The organism is Vagococcus jeotgali (assembly GCF_035918315.1).
Lineage (GTDB): Bacteria > Bacillota > Bacilli > Lactobacillales > Vagococcaceae > Vagococcus > Vagococcus jeotgali.
In genome coordinates this window covers 717,574-743,091 of record NZ_CP142146.1, presented here as the reverse complement: position 1 = coordinate 743,091, position 25,518 = coordinate 717,574, and the positions used below count along the sequence as shown (strand labels likewise).

The 25,518-nt window shown below is 33.4% G+C and carries 23 protein-coding genes and 5 pseudogenes; 11 read left to right on the top strand and 17 right to left on the bottom strand.

Annotated elements, in window-relative coordinates:
- Positions 1–73: 73 nt before the first annotated feature.
- A pseudogene (locus VSF34_RS03865) lies at positions 74–1,383 on the top strand (ISNCY family transposase).
- Between the two features lie 145 nt (positions 1,384–1,528).
- Here VSF34_RS03865 and VSF34_RS03860 read toward each other — a convergent pair.
- Positions 1,529–3,153: pseudogene (locus VSF34_RS03860) on the bottom strand (glycoside hydrolase family 13 protein).
- Positions 3,154–3,453: 300 nt separating this feature from the next.
- Between VSF34_RS03860 and VSF34_RS03855 the strand changes: the two are divergent.
- Together VSF34_RS03855 and VSF34_RS03850 are read left to right on the top strand one after the other, a co-directional pair.
- Positions 3,454–4,686: an ISL3 family transposase gene (locus VSF34_RS03855; RefSeq protein WP_326718014.1), complete on the top strand. Its 1,233-nt coding sequence runs from the start codon at positions 3,454–3,456 to the stop codon at positions 4,684–4,686.
- Positions 4,687–5,194: 508 nt separating this feature from the next.
- Complete coding sequence (locus VSF34_RS03850) at positions 5,195–6,253, top strand: IS30 family transposase (protein WP_326716671.1); 1,059 nt, start codon at positions 5,195–5,197, stop codon at positions 6,251–6,253.
- 76 nt (positions 6,254–6,329) lie between these two features.
- Here VSF34_RS03850 and VSF34_RS03845 read toward each other — a convergent pair.
- The 4 genes and pseudogenes from VSF34_RS03845 to VSF34_RS03830 form a co-directional block, all read right to left on the bottom strand.
- Positions 6,330–7,076 (bottom strand): annotated as a pseudogene (locus tag VSF34_RS03845) (PBSX family phage terminase large subunit); the annotation flags it as partial.
- On the bottom strand, positions 7,066–7,491 hold the full coding sequence (locus VSF34_RS03840; protein WP_326717742.1) for a terminase small subunit: 426 nt from the start codon (positions 7,489–7,491) through the stop codon (positions 7,066–7,068). The pseudogene VSF34_RS03845 and the gene VSF34_RS03840, both read right to left, overlap by 11 nt.
- A gap of 657 nt (positions 7,492–8,148) precedes the next feature.
- Positions 8,149–8,331, bottom strand: coding sequence for a hypothetical protein (locus VSF34_RS03835; RefSeq protein ID WP_326717741.1), 183 nt, complete (start codon positions 8,329–8,331; stop codon positions 8,149–8,151).
- A gap of 11 nt (positions 8,332–8,342) precedes the next feature.
- A complete protein-coding gene (locus VSF34_RS03830) occupies positions 8,343–8,534 on the bottom strand; it encodes a hypothetical protein (protein WP_326717740.1) in 192 nt (63 codons plus the stop codon).
- A gap of 292 nt (positions 8,535–8,826) precedes the next feature.
- Between VSF34_RS03830 and VSF34_RS03825 the strand changes: the two genes are divergently transcribed.
- The 6 genes from VSF34_RS03825 (at position 8,827) to VSF34_RS03800 (ending at position 11,169) form a co-directional block, all read left to right on the top strand.
- Positions 8,827–9,147, top strand: coding sequence for a helix-turn-helix domain-containing protein (locus tag VSF34_RS03825; RefSeq protein ID WP_326717739.1), 321 nt, complete (start codon positions 8,827–8,829; stop codon positions 9,145–9,147).
- An 11-nt stretch (positions 9,148–9,158) separates the two neighbouring features.
- Positions 9,159–9,512 carry an ImmA/IrrE family metallo-endopeptidase gene (locus VSF34_RS03820; protein WP_326717738.1) on the top strand — a complete coding sequence of 118 codons (354 nt, stop codon included), beginning with the start codon at positions 9,159–9,161 and terminating at the stop codon, positions 9,510–9,512.
- 14 nt (positions 9,513–9,526) lie between these two features.
- Positions 9,527–9,691 (top strand): hypothetical protein, encoded by a 165-nt coding sequence (locus VSF34_RS03815; protein WP_326717737.1) that lies wholly within the window; start codon positions 9,527–9,529, stop codon positions 9,689–9,691.
- Positions 9,692–9,783: 92 nt separating this feature from the next.
- A complete protein-coding gene (locus tag VSF34_RS03810; RefSeq protein ID WP_326717736.1) occupies positions 9,784–10,134 on the top strand; it encodes a hypothetical protein in 351 nt (116 codons plus the stop codon).
- Between the two features lie 15 nt (positions 10,135–10,149).
- On the top strand, positions 10,150–10,392 hold the full coding sequence (locus VSF34_RS03805; protein WP_326717735.1) for a DUF5652 family protein: 243 nt from the start codon (positions 10,150–10,152) through the stop codon (positions 10,390–10,392).
- An 84-nt stretch (positions 10,393–10,476) separates the two neighbouring features.
- A complete protein-coding gene (locus VSF34_RS03800) occupies positions 10,477–11,169 on the top strand; it encodes a hypothetical protein (RefSeq protein WP_326717734.1) in 693 nt (230 codons plus the stop codon).
- A gap of 263 nt (positions 11,170–11,432) precedes the next feature.
- On the opposite strand, the gene VSF34_RS03795 is transcribed toward VSF34_RS03800, so the two are convergent.
- Positions 11,433–12,491 (bottom strand): IS30 family transposase, encoded by a 1,059-nt coding sequence (locus VSF34_RS03795; protein ID WP_326716671.1) that lies wholly within the window; start codon positions 12,489–12,491, stop codon positions 11,433–11,435.
- A gap of 126 nt (positions 12,492–12,617) precedes the next feature.
- Positions 12,618–13,403 (bottom strand): DUF4393 domain-containing protein, encoded by a 786-nt coding sequence (locus VSF34_RS03790; protein ID WP_326717733.1) that lies wholly within the window; start codon positions 13,401–13,403, stop codon positions 12,618–12,620.
- Positions 13,404–13,471: 68 nt separating this feature from the next.
- On the opposite strand from VSF34_RS03790, the pseudogene VSF34_RS03785 reads away from it, so the two are divergent.
- Both VSF34_RS03785 and VSF34_RS03780 read left to right on the top strand, forming a co-directional pair.
- Positions 13,472–13,678 (top strand): annotated as a pseudogene (locus VSF34_RS03785) (hypothetical protein); the annotation flags it as partial.
- A gap of 121 nt (positions 13,679–13,799) precedes the next feature.
- Positions 13,800–15,041 (top strand): IS256 family transposase, encoded by a 1,242-nt coding sequence (locus tag VSF34_RS03780; RefSeq protein ID WP_326717732.1) that lies wholly within the window; start codon positions 13,800–13,802, stop codon positions 15,039–15,041.
- A gap of 313 nt (positions 15,042–15,354) precedes the next feature.
- Here the strand turns inward: VSF34_RS03780 and rplS are convergent, their stop codons facing one another.
- From rplS to VSF34_RS03730, 10 genes and pseudogenes are all read right to left on the bottom strand, one after another.
- Positions 15,355–15,702, bottom strand: a complete 348-nt coding sequence (gene rplS, locus VSF34_RS03775) for a 50S ribosomal protein L19 (protein WP_326717731.1) — start codon at positions 15,700–15,702, stop codon at positions 15,355–15,357.
- Between the two features lie 115 nt (positions 15,703–15,817).
- The gene (trmD, locus tag VSF34_RS03770) at positions 15,818–16,561 is read right to left on the bottom strand and encodes a tRNA (guanosine(37)-N1)-methyltransferase TrmD (RefSeq protein WP_326717730.1); all 744 of its coding nucleotides are present in this window, start codon (positions 16,559–16,561) and stop codon (positions 15,818–15,820) included.
- Positions 16,561–17,082, bottom strand: a complete 522-nt coding sequence (gene rimM / locus VSF34_RS03765; protein ID WP_326718013.1) for a ribosome maturation factor RimM — start codon at positions 17,080–17,082, stop codon at positions 16,561–16,563. The genes trmD and rimM overlap by 1 nt, the downstream gene beginning before the upstream one ends.
- 100 nt (positions 17,083–17,182) lie before the next feature.
- Positions 17,183–17,629, bottom strand: coding sequence for a hypothetical protein (locus tag VSF34_RS03760; RefSeq protein ID WP_326717729.1), 447 nt, complete (start codon positions 17,627–17,629; stop codon positions 17,183–17,185).
- Between the two features lie 257 nt (positions 17,630–17,886).
- Positions 17,887–18,945, bottom strand: a complete 1,059-nt coding sequence (locus VSF34_RS03755; protein ID WP_326717113.1) for an IS30 family transposase — start codon at positions 18,943–18,945, stop codon at positions 17,887–17,889.
- A 70-nt stretch (positions 18,946–19,015) separates the two neighbouring features.
- The gene (locus tag VSF34_RS03750) at positions 19,016–19,846 is read right to left on the bottom strand and encodes an energy-coupling factor transporter transmembrane component T family protein (RefSeq protein WP_326717728.1); all 831 of its coding nucleotides are present in this window, start codon (positions 19,844–19,846) and stop codon (positions 19,016–19,018) included.
- Positions 19,843–21,548, bottom strand: a pseudogene (locus tag VSF34_RS03745) (ABC transporter ATP-binding protein). The gene VSF34_RS03750 and the pseudogene VSF34_RS03745 overlap by 4 nt, the downstream one beginning before the upstream one ends.
- Before the next feature lie 84 nt (positions 21,549–21,632).
- Positions 21,633–22,184, bottom strand: coding sequence for an ECF-type riboflavin transporter substrate-binding protein (locus VSF34_RS03740; RefSeq protein WP_326717727.1), 552 nt, complete (start codon positions 22,182–22,184; stop codon positions 21,633–21,635).
- An 11-nt stretch (positions 22,185–22,195) separates the two neighbouring features.
- Entirely contained in the window at positions 22,196–22,993 is a 798-nt protein-coding gene (locus VSF34_RS03735) for an SAM hydrolase/SAM-dependent halogenase family protein (protein WP_326717726.1), read from the bottom strand.
- A gap of 171 nt (positions 22,994–23,164) precedes the next feature.
- On the bottom strand, positions 23,165–25,501 hold the full coding sequence (locus VSF34_RS03730; protein WP_326717725.1) for an HAD-IC family P-type ATPase: 2,337 nt from the start codon (positions 25,499–25,501) through the stop codon (positions 23,165–23,167).
- Positions 25,502–25,518 lie beyond the last annotated feature (17 nt).

The window sequence follows — 25,518 nt, the reverse complement described above, 5'->3', positions numbered from 1 at the left end:
CTATATCATTCGAAAGTGATAATGTCCTAAGTAGGTCGAAAGACAAAATGTCCCAAAATGATAAAATAACTTTATGAAAAGGATAAATCTAACAAGGAATGAAACCAAAAAGTATCAAGTTATTAAAGCTGTCGCTGAAAATAAAAAACAAAAAAAAGAGAGCTAGTGTTGAACTTAATTTATCTATACGACAAATTAACCGTTTAGTGAAATCATACAGGGAAAATGGTAAATCAGCATTTGTCCATAAAAATCGAGGGAGAAAAAATAAGCACTCTGTGCCTGAAAAAAGTAAAACAACAAATAATCACTAGTTATCAATCGTTTAGTATTAAACCAAATATTAGGCATTTTACTGAAATACTGAAAAACGACCATCATATCTGTTATACAGATACTACAATTAGAAGCATCCTGTACAAAGCAAAAATACTTTCACCAAAAGCTCAAAAAAAGACAAAAAGAAGACTCAAACAATTAATAAAGCAAGAAGGTCAACAAACCAAACAATCAGAAAACCTATTGGTTCCAAGAGCTGAAGACTACCTAGAACTCCCTGAAAAGACCCATCCTAGTCGACCTAGAAAAAAATACAAAGGAGAATTAATTCAATTAGATGCTAGTTCATATAATTGGTTTGGAAATCAAATAACTCATCTTCATTTAGCTATTGACGACGCATCAGGTAATATTGTTGGCGCTTATTTTGACCAACAGGAAACGCTCAATGGTTATTACCATGTTCTTCATCAAATTCTGACAAAACAAGGGATTCCTGCCACTTTTCTAACAGATAAACGAACCGTCTTTTAGTACAACAAAAAATCAACAAAAGCTGTAGAAGAAGATACGTTCACGCAGTTTGGGTTTGCTTGTCATCAATTAGGTATTGACATAAAAACATCCTCTATTCCTCAAGCAAAAGGTCGTGTAGAACGTTTAAATGAGACAGTGTAGTCAAGATTGCCTGTTGATCTTGAGATAGCAAATATACATTCTATAGAGGAGGCTAATCAATTTCTATCTACTGTCTCTCATCGTATCGTCGATAATGGCCATCATATTAAGTATCAAAATAAATGTTATCTTCCAACGGAAGGTAGTAGCGACAAATATTTTACAAGGAAAACAAAAGCATTAATTATAAAAGCTTTTAACGGGGAGATTTATGTTAATATAGCAGAAAAAATTTATCCTACTAGACGATTAAAAACCCATGAGACCTATTCAAAAGAGTTTGATGGGGTTTCTTCAGATATAAAAAAAGAAAGACGCAAGTACATTCCACCACAGTCACATCCGTGGAAACTTGAGTCTTTCAAAAGGTATCTTCAAAGTATTGACCGTACTATCGAAGAATATGAGGCTGAAAAAACAGCCTGAAACAAAAAGTACCTTATTTTACCAATAATGGTCACATTAGTGCAAGTTTTACGCAGTAAAGATTGCGCTAATGTGAGCCCTCATTTTGGGACATTTTTATGTTCGATTGACAATTTCGATTAAACAAATATACAATCCTACTATTTTAGTCTAAAATAGTAGCAGCAAAAGCTTGCCAAGGCTGAAGAGTCATCTGTTTAAGATTATTAGGAGTTGGCATGTTTTCGATTAACGTCTCATCCACGACCATATCTATTTGACACTCCGTCACCTCATCAGACAAATTGACTACAACTAAATAGTGTCACCTAAATATGTTCTTGTATAAGCAAATACGTTATCAGGTGTATCTTCAATTAAAGAGTATTCTCCTCGTACAATGACTGGATTGTCCTTTCTTAACTGGATTAACGTTTTATATGTATAAAATATAGAATCAGCATCATGTAATGCTTGCTCTACGTTGATCTTAGAGTAATTGGGATTAACATGTAACCAAGGTGTCCCTGTTGTAAATCCACCATTTAAAGTAGCATCCCACTGAATAGGTGTTCTAGCATTATCTCTTCCCTTAGCATTAATAGATTTCATTATTTCCTCTTTGCTGTATCCCTTCTTCAAGCGATCAGCATACATATTACGGCTTTCAATGTCTTCAACTTCTTCTATTGAAGAAATAGGATAGTTAGTCATCCCGATTTCTTCACCTTGATAAATATAAGGTGTTCCTTTCATCATATGAAGTAAAATAGCAAAGGCCTTAGCACTTTCTACTCGCCACGTATCATCATTTCCCCAGCGTGAGACAATTCTAGGTAAGTCATGATTGTTCCAAAACAAACTGTTCCAACCTTCATCTCCAAGAGAGGTTTGCCATTTAGATAAGACTTCTTTCAACTCTTTTATCTCTAGAGGTCTTAAGTCCCATTTATCTTTCCCATCTTGTTGATCAAGACCTACATGCTCAAACTGAAACACCATAGACAACTCTTCTCTACTTGGATTAGAATATAATTTGGCAATTTCAGGAGTGGCACCCCAAGTTTCACCAACAGTCATCACATCATGCTGACCAAAACTTGCTTGATTCATCTCTTTTAAATAATCATGAAGTTTCGGTCCATTACCTGTAATTAATTCATCTGGTAATTTACCAACTAAATCAATCACATCCATTCGAAAACCACCGACACCTTTATCTAACCAAAAGTTCATCATATTATAAACACTTTGTCTTACCTTCTCATTTTCCCAATTTAAATCTGGTTGACGCTTACTAAATAAATGTAGAAAATACTGCCCACTTGCTTCATCAAACTCCCAAGCGCTCCCACTAAACGTTGAACCAAGCTCATTAGGGACATCACCATCAACTGGATCACGCCAAATATAATAATCACGATAAGAATTCTCTTTACTTGATTTTGCTTCAATAAACCAAGGGTGCTCATCTGAGGTGTGATTAACAACTAAATCCATAATAATACGTATGTTTCGTTTCCTTGCTTCATCAATTAACTCTTCCATATCAGCCATTGAGCCAAACTCTTCCATAATATCTTGATAATCACTAATATCATAGCCGTTATCGTCATTAGGAGATTTATAAACTGGACTCAGCCAAATAGCAGTAATTCCCAAATTTTCTAAATAGTCTAAACGAGAAATTATCCCTTTTAAATCACCAATTCCGTCACCATTTGAATCTTGAAAACTTCTTGGATAAATTTGATACACGACAGCTTCTTGCCACCAATTCGTCTTTTCCACTATGCATCTACCCCTTTTAATATAATCAACCAACTTGTGAACAACCGATTGTCTATTTTTATTTTAAAATATATCATTATTATTAAGATTAAACAAGATTATTAAGGGAATCGGTTGCAAAAAAATGGATCTATAATAAATCGTGTTGATGGATAGTTTCCATTAATACGATTTTTTGTTTTTAAATACAAAAAGGAACATCCAAACATGATAAAATAAAGTCGCCAAAAACCAAATGATCAGGAGGATGTTCCCATGGATAATCATACTAGAAAATGACTTAATTTAACAGACAAATCTATTATTTTTGAAAAAGATTGGTTAACTGAGGCTACTATTAGAGGTAGACGCTCAAATATAATAAGGGGAAGACTAACGTCTCCAGACAGAATATGCCCCTCTTGTCATCAGAATACGTGTGTTAAAAATGGTACTTATACTACTAAAACACAACTACCGGAGTTTAATAGGGTCACAACTTATTTAGAACTTAAAAGAGAACGATATCTATGTAAAGAATGCCATACAACATTCAGTGCTGATACTGCGTTAGTCGATGACTATTGTCATATATCGAAAACATTAAAGTATCAAATCGCCTTAGATTTGAAAGAAGATCGTTCAAGAAAAGAGATTGCTAGATTTCATCATGTTTCTGATAACACGGTACAACGTGTTTTATACGACTTTACCAACCACTGTCTAACCAACTTTCAACATCTACCAAAAGTACTATGTGTCGATGAATTTAAATCAACTAAGTCATGTCAATCTGGTATGAGCTTTATTTGTGCTGATGCTGAAAGTAAAAAGATTATTGATATTTTACCAGATAGACGCCTCTTCTCTCTTATTAAGTACTTCCTGAAATACTCCAGAAAAGAGCGGTTAAAAGTGAAGTTTCTCGTCATGGATATGAATGCCAACTACGGTGGCCTTCTTAAAACTATATTTCCACATGCAGAGATTGTGACAGATAGATTCCATATCATTCAGCATATCAATCGTTCTTTTAATCAACTAAGAATAAAAGAAATGAATCAATTAAAACGTTATGATAATGAAGAAGCAAAACAATACCGGAGAATAAAAAAATATTGGAAACTATTTTTAAAAGACTCTAGTCAATTAAGTGCCACTACATATAGTAATTATCCTCTTTTCAATAAAAGTATGACACAAGTTGGTGTCATTGAAGAACTTCTTTCCTATAACTCAACTATAAAAATCGCATATGATTATATACAAGAGTTAAAATATGCTTATGAAACAAAGGATTCAGACTTATTTTTAGAATTAACCCATTCTATCTCTAATGAGCTTCCTAAGGAATTTAAAGCCAAATTCAAAACATTCCGAACCTTCAGGCAGGGTGTTACCAATGCTTTAAATCATTCTTATTCAAATGGTTTTTTAGAAGGAATTAACAACCGAATCAAAGCTATCAAACGAACAGCCTATGGTTACCGAAATTTCTTAACTTTTAAGCGACGGATTTTCCTTATTCAAGGCCAATCATTTCAATTTAATTAAAAAGAAGAAGGAGGAAAAATCCCCCTTCTTCTAATGCCCTTATTTTATCAATTTTTAAATATCAACACGATTTGACGAAGAGCCTCATTAATAACGAATTATTAACGACGGATTTCTTTGATTCTTGCAGCTTTACCGTGTAATGCACGGTAATAACCCATTAATTTTTTCATTATTCAAAAACTGTCCAAACAGTTGTCATATAAAGGTTTATAGCTATTTTTAAAGTCTATTAACTTTCAACTATATTTCAATTATGTTTACTTTTCTGCCCCTTATTTGCCCCTTTTTAGAAGTTAGTAGTTTGAAGCAGATATTTTAGATGAAATGTACGAATATAATTCTATTATTTAACCAAAAAAATAAGGCTAATCTCAATTAAGAGACTAGCCTTTTAATTTGCTTAGTTGTAAAATCAAGTTAGCCACTCTAAAATAATAAAAAAACACCATGGTAAAAATTCGTGTATCATTAAAGTAACTACCCAACAACGAAAGGAATTTTTATCATGGTGAAAATTAAGAATAACACAAAGACATCTAGTTATAAACATCTTTCCTTAAAGGAAAGGCAGCTTATTGAAGTTTGGCATAATATGGGAGACTCTAATAGAGAAATTGGTAGACGATTAGGCCGACACCATCAAACAATAAGTAATGAGCTTAAACGAGGAACGACCACGCAAATCAAAGAAAATAAGAAACCTAAACAACTCTATTTTGCTGATACGGGGCAAGCTAAATACATAGAAAACAGGAAACGCTGTGGTTCGAAATCTAAGCTAGTTAGTGCTGTTGATTTTATTAATTATGCTTGTAAACAAATGATAGACTTTAATTGGTCACCAGATGCAATTGTTGGCTTTATCAAGTCTTTAGGGACTTGGGATAAACCTATTGTTTCTACTAAGACACTTTATAACTATATTGATAAAGGTTTTTTACCAGTCAGAAATCATCATCTCAAGATGAAAGTTAGACTATCACCTAAAAAGAAAAGAAGTCGTCAGCATAAAAAAGCTCTTGGAAAATCAATTGATGAACGACCTAGCAAAATTGATTCTAGACAAGAGTTTGGTCATTGGGAAATAGACAGTGTCATTGGTTCAAAATCTAAAGATGATAATGCTCTACTTACACTTGTTGAAAGAAAAACTCGCTACATGATTACTGTTGTTCTAGATGATCATACTGAAGAGTCTGTTAGTTACGCTATTAAACAGTTAAAATATGAGTTTGGAAGAGCCCGATTTAGTAGCATATTTCAATCGATTACTGCTGATAATGGCAGTGAATTTAGCTCACTTGATGATACTCTGCAACAAATGACTGATATCTACTTTGCTCACCCTTATTCATCTTGGGAACGAGGAACAAACGAAAGACATAATGGTTTATTACGGCAATTTGTTCCGAAAGGAACGCCTATCTGTCACTACTCAAAGCAGTTCATACAACTGGCTACTGAAAAAGTTAATCTTTTGCCGCGTAAAATTTTAGACTATAGACAACCAGCAACATTATTTTTAGAAGAAATTCAAAATCTAAAGATCAAAACATGTTGGTAAGTAAGGGGTTCAATAAAATAACACTGATATTTAGATATTTTTACCAGAGTGGCTAACTTAATGTTGCAATTTAGAATTTCTTTTCGTATGTAGGAAACACTAGCTTATCTAAAGTAGCAAACTCACCAAGCGCATATATTCGGTAGTATGCCGGGTTGCGTTCTGCTAATTCTTCTATCGTTTGCCTAACTTCCTCGTCTAGAAAGTGATTATTCTTATAACTCGTATGATAGATAACAACTCGATTGGGATCTAACTTCACGCCTTTTTCAAAAAAATGTTTATATACCCAATTCGTTTTTGATACTGGGTTGAACATCAAATATATTTGTCTTTGTTTATGCTTTTTCTCACGTAAACGTAAAGTTAATTGTGTGTAGTCTTCTAAAGTAAACTCAGTTGCCTCTTCCATTACAACGTCAGACACACCTTTAATAGATTTAATCTCCTCTGGGTCATCCATGCCTTTAAAAAGAAACGTTGCGCCGTTTGGAAGCTCTATTCTATAATCAGTCATATTAACCTTGCATTTATCTAAAATCTTTAAATCTGCAAGGCATGACTTCACATCTTCAAATATAGAATCTTTAATCGTTGAGCCTACTTTTCTTAAGAAGAGAACTTTTCTAGGGTAGTTCCATTCTTTGCAAGCTTTAATAACTACCTTTTGAACAACTCCGTGTGACTTTCCACTTGAAGCTCCACCGTAATGAATTTCAGTAAACTTCGAATAATCAAAAAGCACGTTGTAAATATCTTTATTGAATACCTCAGCTGGTTTAGGAAACTCTAGGATTATTTTAGGTTTGTGTTTAATCGCCATCCCACTCACCAACCTTAATAACGATATCCCCTTGTTGTAAATCAACTTTATCGGTGAACAATGCGTAACGTTTCCCAATATCCACTGCTGCTGCTCGTCTTGTTTGTACACTAGGTTTTAAGTCAACTACTTTTTGATAACCGTCACCATCTAAAATGCTGACTGGCTCAGTCACTTCACCACGCATCACGCTAGTTAGAAATTCCATAACTTCTTGAGCGTCTGCGGTGCGTTCGTTTTTTATTTCTTCTAGCCTTTCATCGATATAAAATTTTATGTGAGGTTTTGTGAGGTTTTCGTAGCCTGTTTCTTTCGCTGTTTTTTTACTATAACCAGCTTTTATTGCTGCTTCTTTCGCATTACCTGACTGAATATAATAATCACAAAACTTCTGCTGTTTTTGAGTTAGCTTCACATCATTCACCACCTTTCTAAAATAAAAACACACTAACCTTTGACAGTTAATGCGCTTAAGATATTGATATGTCGTAGGTAAGGATTTGAACCTTACATAGAATAGATTTTCTAATCAACGGGCAGCAGCCTAACTGACTTCCCCTAACGGTTCCCCTGGATACAATATATCTCGCCGAGTCGTACTATCCCTTATGTCTAAGCGTCTACCCATTCCGCCACTACGACTTGCTAACCTGTCCGAATGACTATAAACCTAGTCGTAACTCCTAGTGGGCTGATTGCCACAATTATAGCCGATTAGCAAAATACACTCGCGCCGAACGGGATATTCCCATTCCTATTGTGTGCATTGTCCATAATCGGTGCGCTAAACCACACTGACCTTTGATAATCAGCGTGGTAAAGGTATTTATATGAAAAAAGTAAGAGCTAACAAGCTCAGTTGACAAGACTATATTTAATCTAATCAACTCAACTTGTTAGTTGAGCGTCACTCCTTTCCTTTTTAGTTGATCAAGCTAGAAAAAGTGAATGACTGAACGTGAGCAGTTAAGTAACTAACTAATGATTTATATTTTTGTTACAATATCATAATAAACGATTTTTAGTCGGACAGGTGAGAGTGAAGATTTCTATAAGCTTTTAACAATTTCTACTACATTGTTCCTAGCTGGAATAACATACATCCGACAACAATACCGAGAATAAAAACCAAAGCCGAATCTTTGATTATTTCGATTGTATTATATTTATTAATCTCATTAGCCTTATTAACTTCTGCCAAAGTTTTAAGGCTTTTTGATATTTCTTTGAGAACATCTAACGGTTCTTCGTCCATCTCTACACCTCCTACCTGATTTTGTAATATTCTATAATTGCTGTTAACGTGTCGTGAGCTTTCTTACTTTTGTTTTTTCCTGTTAGATAATCGTTTAAATCTTGCTTAGGAATATCAAAATAAGTTGCTACAGTTACAAGTGATATATCTCTTTCATCAAAATATTTACGAATTTTATCTCTAGCTGTTGATGTGTCCGGCATTTACATAACCCTCCTTTTATATATTTGTAAGTTAAAACGATAGAAAATATGTATATATTCGTTGACTATTTTTATACAATCGTATACTATATATGTATAGTTAAATAAGCCTTTAAACCCTTTGTTAATGCCTAAAACTTCCGCCAAGACGTTTTATAGTAAGGTGTTTTTAGTTTGCTTTTTTTCTATCAAATTAACTTACAAACTTATAATAATACGTTCAGATACTTTTGTCAACACAAAAATACTTGTTTGTATACTTTTTGTTTGTAGAAGGATGGGGAGTATTGATATGACGCTGTTTGAGAGAATAAAACAATTGTCAGAAAAACGAAATAAAAATGTAAAAGAAGTAGCTATAGATTTAGGATTTAGCGAAAATCTATTTTATAAATGGAAAACCAGTGATCCAAAGGCTGTAGATTTAGAAAAAGTAGCCGACTACTTCGGTGTTTCAGTAGACTACTTGCTGGGACGTGAAACAGAAGTAAAAACAGAAAAAGACCTAGACGACATGATAGACAATGCCATGTTCTACGATGGTAAACCTCTGTCTGACACAGATAGAGAAATTGTTAAAGCTTATTTAGAGGGAAAATTCGGAAGCAAGTAGAGGTGTTTTCATTGAAGAAACTAATCAAATGGCTGGGAACAGAAAATATCCACGTTGATTTTTTGGACATGGATAAAGCCGGAATGTGTGTCATAGACGAAAGAATGATACTTGTTAGCTCCAAAATCTCCGAATTCGAACAAATCAAAATCATCTATCACGAATTGAAGCATTTTGAACATAAAGATTATAAAGAATTATATAAAAAATTTGTTTATCATTCAAAACTAGAGTATGAAACCGAAGATAATGTTGTGAAACACTTTATAGAAGATTCTGGTCATGAGTACAATTATTCACTGTTATTGGAAGAGTTTGATATTGGTATGGGTTATGATACTAAATACCAAAGATTCGCAAGATAAAGGAGGATATTGTGATGGAAGAAGAAGTGAATTTTGATTCTATGAATGATATTGAAAAAGCACTAGATAGTATTATTACATATCATGGTGATCCTATATCCGAACAAGAGAGAAATATGATTAAGGTTTACCTATCAAAGAAATATCTTAAACAACAGGAGGATAAAAATGACTTTTAAAGAAGATTTTTTAGAAAACATGAACGATAGCATATCAGAGCTAGAGTTTGAATGATAGAGACAATTATATGAAAAAGATATTTAATTTATCCATGCTCACACTATTGTTTATAGGATTGGTTGGTTGTACTAATCTTGAATTTTTACACAAGAATGAAACACCACCTATATCAATTACCAAAGCAGAAGTTACAGGTAATCAATTGGAGATTGTTTACCAATGGAATGATAAAGATACTAAGCAACCAGACCTATCTTTTACCGCAACACAAAATAAAACAGCATTAGAACAAGTTGAAAATAAAAAATATAACTTATCAAACGAATCTAAGGGCGACTCAATCATTTTCAATTTAAAAAATCATAACGATCCAGTTGTAATTAAGTCATTTACTATTGATGGTCCTATACCAAACGGAGAGTCCACAATAGATTTAAATTAAAAGGAGAATAAAACAATGGAAACAATCACAGCGGTTTTCAACCCAAATAACCCATTATTATATATCGTGCTTATCTGGTCACTTGCATGGAAAGGGACTGCTTTATGGAAAGCTTCAAGGAATAATCAAAATATTTGGTTTATTTGTTTATTCATAATTAACACAGTCGGTATATTAGAGATTATCTATATACTATTTTTCCAACGTAATAAAAATATTGATAGAAGTTCTCGCCGACTTAAAAATAGAAACAAATAAAAAAACACGCCACCCTCCGACCAGAGAACATGACGTGCTGAAGTATAAACTCCAAAAACATTATAACATTTTGGAGGGGTAGAAATGAAAAAAATATTAATTAGTTTAGGATTTTTGAGTATTTTTTTAGTAGGTTGTTCTAAGTCTGAAATCACCGAATCTAAAATTATCCAAAGTGACGGTATATACAATTACTATAAAGGGCAAGCTAATGAAAAAATTGAGTCTATAACTTTGACGACTCAAAATGGGACAGTTATAGATGGACAAGTTAATGGTACTGAGTTTATGACTAGTTCTCCTGCTTTATTAACTAACGAAAAAACTCTAGTTGTTATTAATTTTGAAAATGGGGATATTCTTGAAGAGAATATTGATTTTCCAAAAAGAAAATCGATAGATAATTATAAAGATTTCGCTATGAAGATGAATCTTTTTATTTCTGAAATTAACGAAAATGCAAAAACAAGATTTCCTGAATCTCAATCTGATGGAACTTCTATAATTTCATTAGAAAACAACGTCACTACTAATGTAAATATACAAGACGGTCAAATTATTGGTGTCAATTTATCAACAACGGGAGATGCTAATAAAGAGATGGCTACTATATTAGCGGCGTTTCAAACTATATATCAATCTAATAATGATGGAGTTGCAGAAGCATATAATAATACGCTCGAAACGAAGCGAACCAACTCTTTTTCTTCTGGCGGGTTCCTATTCACATTTAGTTACAATGGTGAAAACTTATTTGCTGACATAATAAAAGAATAAAAAATAAGCACTCCCTCAAGTTTGGCGACCGGAGGAGTGCTTAACCAAAAAACTCTATCTAAGATAGGTCTCTTTAATATACCTATTCTAGCATAGAAAGGAGGTGATGAACAAGCTCTCAGTCTATCAGTGTTGTTGACCGCAGCGAAAGGTAGATTAAAATGGCAAAACCAATAAAACAAAAAAGTTCTAAATTGCAACATTAAGTTAGCCACTCTGGTAAAAATATCTAAATATCAGTGTTATTTTATTGAACCCCTTACTTACCAACATGTTTTGATCTTTAGATTTTGAATTTCTTCTAAAAATAATGTTGCTGGTTGTCTATAGTCTAAAATTTTACGCGGCAAAAGATTAACTTTTTCAGTAGCCAGTTGTATGAACTGCTTTGAGTAGTGACAGATAGGCGTTCCTTTCGGAACAAATTGCCGTAATAAACCATTATGTCTTTCGTTTGTTCCTCGTTCCCAAGATGAATAAGGGTGAGCAAAGTAGATATCAGTCATTTGTTGCAGAGTATCATCAAGTGAGCTAAATTCACTGCCATTATCAGCAGTAATCGATTGAAATATGCTACTAAATCGGGCTCTTCCAAACTCATATTTTAACTGTTTAATAGCGTAACTAACAGACTCTTCAGTATGATCATCTAGAACAACAGTAATCATGTAGCGAGTTTTTCTTTCAACAAGTGTAAGTAGAGCATTATCATCTTTAGATTTTGAACCAATGACACTGTCTATTTCCCAATGACCAAACTCTTGTCTAGAATCAATTTTGCTAGGTCGTTCATCAATTGATTTTCCAAGAGCTTTTTTATGCTGACGACTTCTTTTCTTTTTAGGTGATAGTCTAACTTTCATCTTGAGATGATGATTTCTGACTGGTAAAAAACCTTTATCAATATAGTTATAAAGTGTCTTAGTAGAAACAATAGGTTTATCCCAAGTCCCTAAAGACTTGATAAAGCCAACAATTGCATCTGGTGACCAATTAAAGTCTATCATTTGTTTACAAGCATAATTAATAAAATCAACAGCACTAACTAGCTTAGATTTCGAACCACAGCGTTTCCTGTTTTCTATGTATTTAGCTTGCCCCGTATCAGCAAAATAGAGTTGTTTAGGTTTCTTATTTTCTTTGATTTGCGTGGTCGTTCCTCGTTTAAGCTCATTACTTATTGTTTGATGGTGTCGGCCTAATCGTCTACCAATTTCTCTATTAGAGTCTCCCATATTATGCCAAACTTCAATAAGCTGCCTTTCCTTTAAGGAAAGATGTTTATAACTAGATGTCTTTGTGTTATTCTTAATTTTCACCATGATAAAAATTCCTTTCGTTGTTGGGTAGTTACTTCAATGATACACGAATTTTTACCATGGTGTTTTTTTATTATTTTAGAGTGGCTAACTTGATTTTACAACTAAGCAGATAGAATTGATAAAAAATTAAGGAAATAAAAGTTTAGCCAATTCTAGACCTAAGTGAGTAAGTTCTAAAGAATGTTTATTGACAATAGCTTTCTCTTCATCAAAATTGGGATCATTAAAACTATCTAAATTTACTTTCTCATTTTCAACGTAGTCATACAAGGAAATAAAATGAGGGGCTGCCCAATGTTTTCCTTCATTGATACGAATAAGGTTAGAAGCTTCCAATAAAGATAGTGATAATTGTTCATCTTGAAGTATTCGTTTATCATTTAAAATTAATATGTAATCTGCAGCTCTCCTAGAAGAACGGGTATTTATATTTTCAATATCTACTGATATAACAGGTACCCTTCCTAGATTATTTTGGTAAATAGTTTGGAAGAGTTTCGCTTCATTTGAACTCATATTTGCTAAAATATCAGAATATTTTGGAGAAATAAGCGAATTTGTTCTTGAATCCAAACTGTTTGAAATTAAATTAGAGAAAGCTTCTCTCATAATATCTTCATTAAGCTGATATTTTGAATCTTCTAGAGCTTTAAAGGTTATACCTATTTTTGAATCATCTCTGTTTTCTTCAGGAATATCATTAATTTTACTATTTAGTTGTTCTTCGAAGTCTTTTAGTTCTTTTTCTTTAACTAAATTAAATTTTCTGAGAGGACCAAGAGTTGCATGACCTAAAGCTTCAATGACATCTTTAAAAGCAGAACCTATAGATGTTGCACCAGGTGTTAATAATGCATCAGTTGTTTTTTCAGGCAAAACATTAATTTTAATAATCGACTTCTCATCAGTCATAAAAAACACTCCTTTACGTTTTTAAGTTAATCATATCATAAATAAATAATAAGAAAGTAGGAAAATAAATGACAGAACAAGTAAGTTTTAGCCCAGAGGTTAAGAAAGTAACCAATAAATCAAACGGAAATATAGAGGTGTTATTAGTCGTCAGCAACTCATCATTAAAAGGTAAGGCTGATGACTTAAATGAATTTTTAGGCAAGACAGTCAATATCGTGATTGTCCCTGAAAGTTACAGTTACACAGTACCTTTTGATAATTCAAAAAGCAATTTCCTAATAATTAGTGGCATCTGAGAGTGTAATATAAACCGTGTAAGTAACCTACCATCCTAGGTAGTGGGTTGCTTCGCGGTTTTTCTTTTTTTACAATAGATTAAAGGAGTGGTAAGTCATGACAAAAAAGAAAAAAGATCAAAAATCAGCGAAGTTAGCTCAATCAATTATTGATGCCTATCAACCAGAATCGGTTGAAGACATGCAAGAAGCCCTAAAAGATATTTTTGGACCGATGTTTGAAGCAATGCTTCGTGGAGAATTAGATAATCATTTAGGTTATGAGAATCAGTCAAAACAAGAAAAAGAAACTCAAAACAGACGGAATGGATATGGAAATAAAAAATTAAAAACAAGTTTTGGTGAATTAGACATTCAGGTTCCTAGAGATAGAGACGCTTCTTTTGAGCCAGAAATTATTCCTAAAAGAAGCAGAGACGTTTCAAGTATTGAAGGAAAAGTTCTTTCTATGTATGCCAAAGGCATGAGTCAACGAGATATTGCCTCGACAATTGAAGATATTTATGGTTTTACTATTTCTCATGATATGGTGTCGGATATCACAGATCAAATATTACCAGAACTTGAGGAATGGCAAATCAGACCTCTGGCCAAATGCTATGCCTTCTTGTTTGTCGATTGTATGTATGTCACTCTAAGAGAAAATTATGAAGTGAAAGAATGTGCGGTGTATACAATTCTTGGTTATGATTTAAAAGGAAATAAAGAAATTCTAGGTCTTTGGCTAAATCAAACAGAATCGAAAAATAGATGGATGCAGATTTTTGATGAGATTAAAGAGCGTGGCGTTGAAGATATTTTGTTTATTTCAATGGATGGTGTATCAGGGCTTGAAAATGGAGCCAAAGCTATTTTCCCAGGTGTTGTCGTTCAACGTTGTCTGGTCCATTTAGTTAGAAATGCCCTTCGTTATGTGCCAAGTAAAAGTTATAAAGAGGTTTGTAAGGATATGAAGTCTTTTTACAGTGCCTCCTCTTTAAAAGCGGCTCAAACAGCTTTTGATACCTTTCAAACAAAGTGGGCAGTCTATCCTGGAGCTATTGATGTTTGGAAAAGAAATTTCCACCATGTCGAACAATTATTTGATTACGGCTCAGCTATTCGAAAAATAATGTACACGACAAATGCTGTAGAAAGTGTTCACTCTAGTTTCCGCAAGGTAACTAAAAAAGGAGCTTTCCCTAATGAGAATGCCCTTCTTAAGCTATTATATCTTCGAGTGAAAGAACTTCAAAGTAAATGGGAAGGTGGGCATGTTCATAATTGGGCTATGGTGCTTAACCAATTAACGGTCAACGACTCTTTTTCAAAACGTGTCGAAAAATATAATCGTTACTAATCAAAATAAGTGAGACATATAAAATTTGACAACGAGTCTCTCGTCCTGCGATTTTTTATCGGGACAAGAGGTTTATTAAAAATACCCTCTTATTCCTAGAGATTATCACAGGACGACTCATTGTCAAATTGAGTTTCTATTTTTATTTTTAAGGAATTTACACACTTAACTTGACAAACCCCTATTGCCCCTTTTCTGCCCCTTAGCCTTTTTTAATAGAGTATTACCAATTTTTATACTGCCGATTAAATAACAAACAAAACAAAAAAGAAGCCTATATTTCAAGGCTTCTTCATTCATTAATAACGAATTATTAACGACGGATTTCTTTGATTCTTGCAGCTTTACCGTGTAATGCACGTAAGTAATAAAGTTTAGCACGACGAACTTTACCATGACGAACAACTTCGATTTCAGCAACACGTGGTGTATGTAATGGGAATGTACGCTCAACGCCAACCCCACCAGAAATTTTACGAACTGTATAAGTTTCGCTAATTCCAGCGCCACGACGTTTGATAACAACGCCTTCAAACATCTGAATACGTTCACGAGTACCCTCTACAACTTTAGCATGAACACGTACAGTGTCCCCTGGTCTAAAGTTTGGGATGTCAGTGCGTAACTGTTCACTTGTAATTTCTTGAATTAATGGATTCATTCTATTTTCTCCTTATTCTTAAATATTCATATGAGTCTATCACAGCGGAATATTTTGATAGATGAGCTGATGCTCACTAAAACATGATATCATACTTCATAATCTTCGTAAAGCTTTATTTCATATTTTCTTCGTTTTTAATTTCCTCTAATAACCTAGACATCTCTTTAGTTAACTCTATTTTTTCTAGCATATCAGGTCGTCTTAATAAAGTTCTACGTAGGGACTCTTTTAACTGCCACTCTTCAATTAATTTATGATTACCATTGGTTAAAACATGAGGAACTTCCATACCTTCATAAACAGCTGGACGAGTATATTGAGGGTGCTCTAAAAGCCCTGTTGAGTGGGAATCTGTTTTAGCAGAATTTTCATTCCCTAATACTTCTGGTAATAACCTTATTGTTGCATCAATCATCACCATAGCACCTAACTCTCCCCCAGTTAAGACGTAATCCCCAAGTGATACCTCATCTGTTACAAGAGACCTAATACGCTCATCATAACCTTCATAATGGCCACAAATAAATACTAAATGATCTTCACGAGAAAATTCTTCAGCCATATTTTGATCAAAAGGCTTACCTGCTGGATCAAGTAAAATCACTCTTGGTTTACTACTTACTGCTTCTTCTTTAATAACAGTTAATCCATCATGAATTGGCTGTACTTTTAAAAGCATACCAGCCCCACCACCATAAGGGTAATCATCAACTTGCTGATGTTTATTTGTTGAGAAATCTCTAAAATTTCTTACTTTAATATCTAGTAAGTTTTTTCCAATTGCTTTTCCAATAATCGACTCACTTAACAGACCGTCAAACATTCTTGGAAACAAAGTTAATACATCAATCCTCATTAATCCACTAACCCTTCTGGTATTTCAACAATAACTTTTTTATTTTCTTTATCAACCGCTAATACAACTGATTCGATATAAGGAATTAAGATATCTTTTTTACCTGGTTGGTTTTGTTTAATCACCCAAACATCATTAGCTCCAGGTGATAGAATTTCTTTAATCACGCCTATCTTATCTCCAGCTTCATCAAAAACTTCTGAACCGATAATTTCATGATAATAAAAAGCATTATCTTCTAACTCCCCAATTTCTTCCACGCTAATTTTTAAGATACCATCACGATATTTCTCAACATCATTAATTGATGGATGATCTTCAAAGCTAACTACATCAAATGATTTATGCTTTCTATGACTTTTAATGACTAGCTCAATCGGAGCTAAACCTTCTTGAAATAGATATAATACATTTCCTTTTTTATAACGCTCTTCAGCAAAATCTGTTTGTGACACCACACGAACTTCACCTTTTAGCCCTTGTGTATTAACAATCTTACCTACATTTAAATATTCCATTATCAAATTACCTCGCTTTTTATCATTTCATTCATTATAACATTTATCTCTTATTTATGTTGCTCGCAGCATAAAAAGAGTACTGGCCAATATGACCAATACTCTAATTTAATAACTCAATTGATTCTATAGAATCTCCAGGTATTTGTGGAGGAATAGAAAAAGTCATAGCTGGCTGAGGTTTTAGTATAAACTCTACCATTGAACCTTTTCTTATCTCGTCAGAATTTTTTACCTTATCAAACATCTCTTTTGATACATTTAATACAACACCATTTGAGTTAATAATATCTTGAATATTTTCTGGATCATTAATCACATCAACTGTCTCAAATGATAACGTAACAGTATCATCAGAAGTTGTTGGATTTGCTAATAATTTACCTTTAAAAGCTGGATCTTTGGATTTCACATTGGCCTTTTTTGAATCAGACACGATTTCCCCTGTTTTCTTTGTATTATGGTTTCCTGATTCTTGATTAGAAGCAGCGCACCCTCCAATAATCATTAAACATGAGGCTAAAACCACACCTAGTGCTCTTTTTTTCATGAAATTTCCTCCCGTCATCCGTTTCCTTATCTGTTATTCTAATGGTTAAATATTACTTTTTTATGACCAAACTTTAGTATTTTATATAAATTTACCTATTATTTTTGTTATTATATATATTTGGGTTAGATACTAAAACGGATTATAAAATCTTCCTTGATTAACTTTAACTAAATATAAACTCTAAATTGCAACATTAAGTTAGCCACTCTGGTAAAAATATCTAAATATCAGTGTTATTTTATTGAAACCCTTACTTACCAACATGTTTTGATCTTAAGATTTTGAATTTCTTCTAAAAACAATGTTGCTGGTTGTCTATAGTTTAAAATTTTACGCGGCAAAAGATTAACCTTTTCAGTAGCCAGTTGTATGAACTGCTTCGAATAGTGACAGATAGGAGTTCCTTTCGGAACAAATTGCCGTAATAAACCATTATGTCTTTCGTTTGTTCCTCGTTCCCAAGATGAATAAGGGTGAGCAAAGTAGATATCAGTCATTTGTTGCAGAGTATCATCAAGTGAGCTAAATTCACTGCCATTATCAGCAGTAATCGATTGAAATATGCTACTAAATCGGGCTCTTCCAAACTCATATTTTAACTGTTTAATAGCGTAACTAACAGACTCTTCAGTATGATCATCTAGAACAACAGTAATCATGTAGCGAGTTTTTCTTTCAACAAGTGTAAGTAGAGCATTATCATCTTTAGATTTTGAACCAATGACACTGTCTATTTCCCAATGACCAAACTCTTGTCTAGAATCAATTTTGCTAGGTCGTTCATCAATTGATTTTCCAAGAGCTTTTTTATGCTGACGACTTCTTTTCTTTTTAGGTGATAGTCTAACTTTCATCTTGAGATGATGATTTCTGACTGGTAAAAAACCTTTATCAATATAGTTATAAAGTGTCTTAGTAGAAACAATAGGTTTATCCCAAGTCCCTAAAGACTTGATAAAGCCAACAATTGCATCTGGTGACCAATTAAAGTCTATCATTTGTTTACAAGCATAATTAATAAAATCAACAGCACTAACTAGCTTAGATTTCGAACCACAGCGTTTCCTGTTTTCTATGTATTTAGCTTGCCCCGTATCAGCAAAATAGAGTTGTTTAGGTTTCTTATTTTCTTTGATTTGCGTGGTCGTTCCTCGTTTAAGCTCATTACTTATTGTTTGATGGTGTCGGCCTAATCGTCTACCAATTTCTCTATTAGAGTCTCCCATATTATGCCAAACTTCAATAAGCTGCCTTTCCTTTAAGGAAAGATGTTTATAACTAGATGTCTTTGTGTTATTCTTAATTTTCACCATGATAAAAATTCCTTTCGTTGTTGAGTAGTTACTTCAATGATACACGAATTTTTACCATGGTGTTTTTTTATTATTTTAGAGTGGCTAACTTGATTTTACAACTAAGCACTAAATATAAACTAATAATCAATAGTATAATAGATAAAATTACTGCAATAACGTCAGATTTATGAAAAGATTCTCCAGCATACCAAGTTTTTTTCTTTTTTTGACCAAAACGTCTTAACTCCATCGCCGTACTAACGACTTCAATTCGATCTAAACTAGATAATATTAAAGGAAATACAATTTGTAAAGCGCCTTTTAACCGCTGATGTAGGGAAGCTTTTTTACTCATTTCAAAGCCTCTTGCTTGTTGTGAGGCAGAAATTTCAAAATAAGAGTCTTGAATGTCTGGAATATAGCGTATAGCTAGAGAAACCGCATAGCTTGCCTTATAACTAATTCCTAGTTTATTTAAACTTGCTGCAAAAGAACTGGGATTAGTAGTTAATATAAAAATAAGAACAAAAGGAACCGTACTAACATATTTTAACAATAAGTTTAATTCATAAAATAATTGTTGCTTAGTTAAAGTAAAACGCCCAAATCCTTCCCAAACCATATCGCGCCCTCCGTAGATACTAACACCATACTCTGGTGAAAATAAATACACAGCAATTAAATTTAAAATTGAAAATAAGGCAATAAATTTAACAATAAATGAAATATCTTGCCACTTTATTTTAGATATTTTAAACAAAATAACTGATAATAAACTCATTCCTATTAGAAATCTTGTATCGTATGTTGTCATGGAAGCAATCGATACTAAAATAAGCATGATAAGTTTTGTAGTACCATTTAGTCTATGAATCACGGTGTCACCTGGAATATAACCTAACACTTGATGCTCATTCATATGCCTCTTACCTCCCGGTCATACATAGTAAACTGCTCAACAAATATGTCTGGATGCTCAAGATCCATCTGTTTGGCTAAGGTGTATAAACTAGTTTCTTTTAAAGAAGCCTTATCTACCTCATCAGATGAAGTCAAAAGTTTAGTTGGGGTCGTATCTTTAAATATTTTCCCATCATGCAGTACTACTGAGCGATTAGTATACTCTAACATCAAATGCATGTCATGGGTAATCATGACAATAGTTGTTCCATTTTTGTTTAATGCTTCTAAAAATGCCATCATCTCAGTATAATGTTTCAAATCTTGACCTGCTGTAGGTTCATTTAAAATAATCATTTCAGGTTCTAAGACCAATATAGCTGCAATAGTAACTCTTTTTTTCTGACCATAACTTAGAGCTGAGATTGGCCAATTTCTAAAAGGATATAAACCACAAATTTTTAACACATCATCCACCCGTTGATTAATTTGCTCCTCAGGTACTCCTCGCAATACTAAACCTAAACTAACTTCTTCACGAATTAGTTTTTTAGAGATCATTTGGTTAGGATTTTGCATCACAAAACCTACTTTATCAGCCCTCTCCTTGATTGATAAAGTTTGAAAATTTTCACCTTTCCAAGTCATCTTACCTTCTGCTAAAACAAACCCACAAATAGCTTTGGCTAAAGTAGACTTACCTGCGCCATTTTTTCCAACTAAACTAATCATTTCACCTTGGTAAATATTTAAGTTGACATCATTTAACAGGGGAGCAGCTTGCTGATGATAAGTGTAATTCAAATCACTTAATGATAGTAATAAATCTTGTTTTTCCTGTCTGTCTGTCTTTTTTTGCTCTTTAGACCATTTTTTCAAATAAGGTGCTACTACTTGTTTATCCAAGTCAACGACTGATGATAAGTCAGCAACATCCTCAAGAGGAACTTTAGCATATTTTAATGCTGTCACATACAAAGGTTCTCTAATAACTTGTTTCTCTAAAACATCACTATGTAATAACTCATTAGTTGTCATGTTTGCCACAATCCGGCCTTCGTTAAAGCAAATCACTCGGTCAACTGGACGATATAACACATCCTCTACTCTGTGTTCAATAATAATGGTTGTATTGTTCGTAAGCGAGTGAATATTGTCAATCATCTCAATAGCTTCTAAGCCGGATTTTGGGTCTAGGTTAGCTAATGGCTCGTCAAACAACAGGATGGGGATTCGTCGACTAAAACTCCAGCCATAGAGACACGCTGCTTTTGTCCACCAGATAAATCTTGTGGTTTGTGTTTACCAAAACCACTTAAATCTACAGCATCCATCCATTTAGCTACTATTTTATGCATCTCTTTTTGATTAACAGCATCATTTTCCAAAGAAAAAGCAATATCCTCTCCTACAGTCATACCAATAAACTGGCCATCGGTATCTTGTAACACAGTCCCCACGTCAAATGAAAGATCAAAGAGTGACTGATTTAAAATATTTTTCCCATTAATCAGTACCTCACCTGTTAACTCCCCTTTATAAATATTTGGAATTAAGCCATTTAGACAATGTCCAAAAGTAGATTTTCCACTACCACTTGCACCAATAACTAACACTTTCTCACCAGGAAATATTTCCACATTAAGGTCAAAGAGAGTTGGTTCTGATTGGCTATGATATTTAAATGTTACATCCTTAAATGAAATAATTGGTTTCTCCATATCTCTTCTCCTAAACTGAAAGAAAGAGGTTGGCTAAAAAGCCCCCCTCAATTTTGATTTTTATTAGTTAAATCCATTTTATTACTAGTCTTTTGAAAGACTACCTTTTTTAGTTCGGCTGGCAGCGTAAGCTTTCATCAATAATGTTCCTACAACACCAACGGCAATAGTATTAACAAAAAAGCTTAATACACCTTGAGTGAATACTTTATTAGCTGGCTCTGCGTAAATTAAAATATCCAAGACTGGAGCAATACCAATCCAAATAATAGCATTTGCTACCACTTGCCAAATATTAAAATGAATCATTTGTTTTTTACTTAATTCGCCTTCTTCTAGGTTTATTTTACGTCCAATAATCCCTAGAGCATAACCTAGGATACCTGAGCAGATAATCCAAGACCACCAAGCACTACCATAAGTTGTAAAATCCTTAATTGTGTGGCCAATAAATCCAATTAAAAAACCAGCAACAGGCCCGTACAAAACACTCATTAAAGCCAAAAATCCATAAGCTACTTGAATTTCAGTATTTGGAATACCTGTTGGAATAGCGATAAATTTAAATAAGATGACAAATACTGCTGTACCAATACCAACTGCTACAATATCCTTTACTTCTAAACTTTTTTTCATTTATGATACTCCTATTCAAAAATAATTTTTGGTGCTTTTCTAATTTCAATTAACCAGTCATTTCCTGTACCGATATTATATAAGTCTGAGAATGAGTCTTGATTGATAGCTATTCCTAAATTCACAAGTGAATTAACATAAACTAAAAGCTCTCCAATATTGACATCAGCAAATGAACGAGTGAACTTCATGATATTTTGATAAACTTTTTTATTTTCATGATAAATCGTCACCTGTAGATTATCACCACAATTAATATTTAAATCTTTTAAAAAATGTGATGGGATATTCGTCCATAAAGAGCCAAATCTCACATCTAAAACATCAATACTACCTTTAATAATTGTTCCATCAATGACTGATTCCATAATTGGCATAGCTTCAATGTCAGCTACATCAATGATTTGACCTAATTCTTCAAAAATTACTTGCCCACAAGCAAGTCTTGCTCCGTTATATGTATAAACATCTCTACCATGAAAAGTGTGACTCTCTTCTGAACGAGGTAATCTAGAGCTTATTTCATCAATCACTCTGACTTCTTTAATCCCGTCATAATGAATGATGTGAGTTAGAGAGCCATTGTCTGGTGTGATAATATAGTGACCTGACAAAGTTTCTACGGCTATACTTTTTCGTGTGCTTCCAACTCCTGGATCCACCACTGAGACAAATACACTACCTTGTGCCCAATATTTAACAGTCTGATACAATCTATATGATGCTACCCAAATATCATAAGGAGGGATGTCATGTGTCAAATCTTGCACAACCACATCCTTACTTACTGTATGAGCTACCCCGTACATAGCACTTACTGCTCCATCAACTAAACCAAAATCTGTTTATAACACTAAATAATTCCCCATTATCGTACCCACCATTTCTTTAATATAGAAACTATTCTAACGATGAATGTTCATTTTTTTAACAAAAAAATTCTATTTAATATGGTTTTTTTATGAATAGTTCGCCTTTATCTATTTTTTATCAAACAACCAGGTAACACCTTTTTTTATTGTGTAAAAAATAGGAACGGCTATGATCATTAACGGAACATAGACAAGGGCAAACTTAATCGTAAATAGATCTACTAAAGAGAATATTCGCCCAAAGAAAATAAAAATACTGATAAATAAAACAAAAAGAACACTAATCATAGTTTTAATTTTCCAAGTTAATGGCTTAGCTATTTCACGTAACACTATAAACCCAACAAACCCTGTTAGCCATACGGTAACAGTTGATTTTTCTGGGTATGTCCAGTGAAATATATTACCCCAGACTTCAATAGTCAATGTCATAATAACAACTGTGATACCACTAGAAATAGGTGGAATTAAGACATTCCTTAAAAATTTACCCTTAATAGGTGACGTATTAGGTCTTAGAGCTAGGAAAAACGATGGGATACCTACTGTTAAAGCATTAATCGGACTTAGTTGAATAGGTTGAAATGGATAAGCAGAACTTAGAAAAATATAAACAGCAGCCAATAATAAAGAATAAACAGTTTTAGTTAGATAAAGAGAAGCTACCCGTTGAATGTTATTAATGACTTGTCTTCCTTCTGAAACAACACCAATTAAAGAATCAAAGTTTGAATCCAGCAACACAAAATCTGCAATCCCTTTAGCTGCATCACTTCCATTAGACATAACAATACTACAATCAGATTGTTTCAATGCTAGAATATCATTGACCCCGTCTCCTGTCATCCCCACAACATGTGACTCATCTTGTAAGGCAATCACTAGCTTTTTCTTCTGCTCTGGAGAAACTCGACCAAAAATTCGGTAATCTTTAACAATTTGAGGAATATCTTGATCTGTTACCTGACTCATATCAATGGCCACACCAGTCTTATCAACTCCAGCTCGTTTAGCTATTTGTGAGACAGTTTCTGGATGATCTCCTGAAATAATACAAATATCAACTTTCTCACGTCTAAAATAAGCTAGTGTTGCAGGGGCTTCTTTTCTAATTTCATCTTCTAAATAAATAAAACCTAATAATTCTAAATCCTCTGGTAGTTCCTGACTTAATTCAAATTGTTTACTTTTAGCAACTGCCAAAATCCGAAGCCCTTGAGCCATTGCTTCTTTCATTTTAATTTGTTGAGCATCTGTAAAGGATTTAAACAAGTACTCCGGGGCACCAATATAAAAAGATTCACCTACATTATTTTTAATTGCACTCCATTTTCTAGCTGAAGAGAAAGGAATTTGACTAACAACAATAAATCCTTCTTCTTCTTCTCTAAAATACTGCATTAAAGCTGTTCCTGTAGCATTGTCTTCTTTAAGCCCATGCACAATAGAGCTGACTAATTTAGAAAACTCTGTTAAAGAATGATCACTTTGATTAATCACTTCTGCTTCGACCACTTTCAAATTTCCACTTGTCAGTGTGCCTGTTTTGTCTAGACAAAGTACATCCACTCTAGCTAATGTCTCAATAGCTCCCATAGTCTGTACTAAAACTTGTTGCCTACTTAACTTTATAACACCAACAGCCAAGGCTACAGTTGTCAAAAGGATTAACCCTTCTGGAATCATTCCAATAATAGCAGCAGTGCTTCCTAAAATAGCCTCATCTAATAAAGCACCACTAGTGATGCTTGTAAACATCAACAAAGCCCCAAGAGGAATAATAATAACTGTTAAAATACGAATCAAGCGTTTCATCATAAAAATTAATTCACTATATAACCCCTTTGACTGCTTAGCTTCAATACTTAGTTTGTAACTGTAGCTCTTCTCACCAACACTTACTGCTTGGATGATACCATGACCACTTATTATAAAACTTCCTGACAAAATATCAGAACCATTAACTTTAATAATTGGATCAGATTCACCAGTTAACTGTGATTCATCACACTCCATACCTTCTGTTTCAATTACCACACCATCAACAACTACTTGCTGACCACGTCTTAGCATAATTAAATCATCTTTAACAACCTCATTTTGAGGAATATCTTGGTACTCATACTCCCTAATAACAGTTACCTTTGCTTCATTTAATAAGCTAAGTTTATCAATATTTTTTTTAGCACGCATTTCTTGATAAATACCAACTGCAGTATTAGTAATAATAACACCAAGAAATAATAAATTTTTATAACTACCTGTATAAATAATAAAACCTGCTATAACCAAGTTAATAAAATTAAACAAAGTCACACTATTATCAAAAAATATTTGTTTTAAGGAGCGTGTTGTCGAAGGAATTGATTGATTTACCTCACCCCGTGCTACTCTATCCAATACTTCTTCTTCTGTTAACCCTGGTAACATTTTCTTTTGACTCATACTATGAGCCTCCTCAC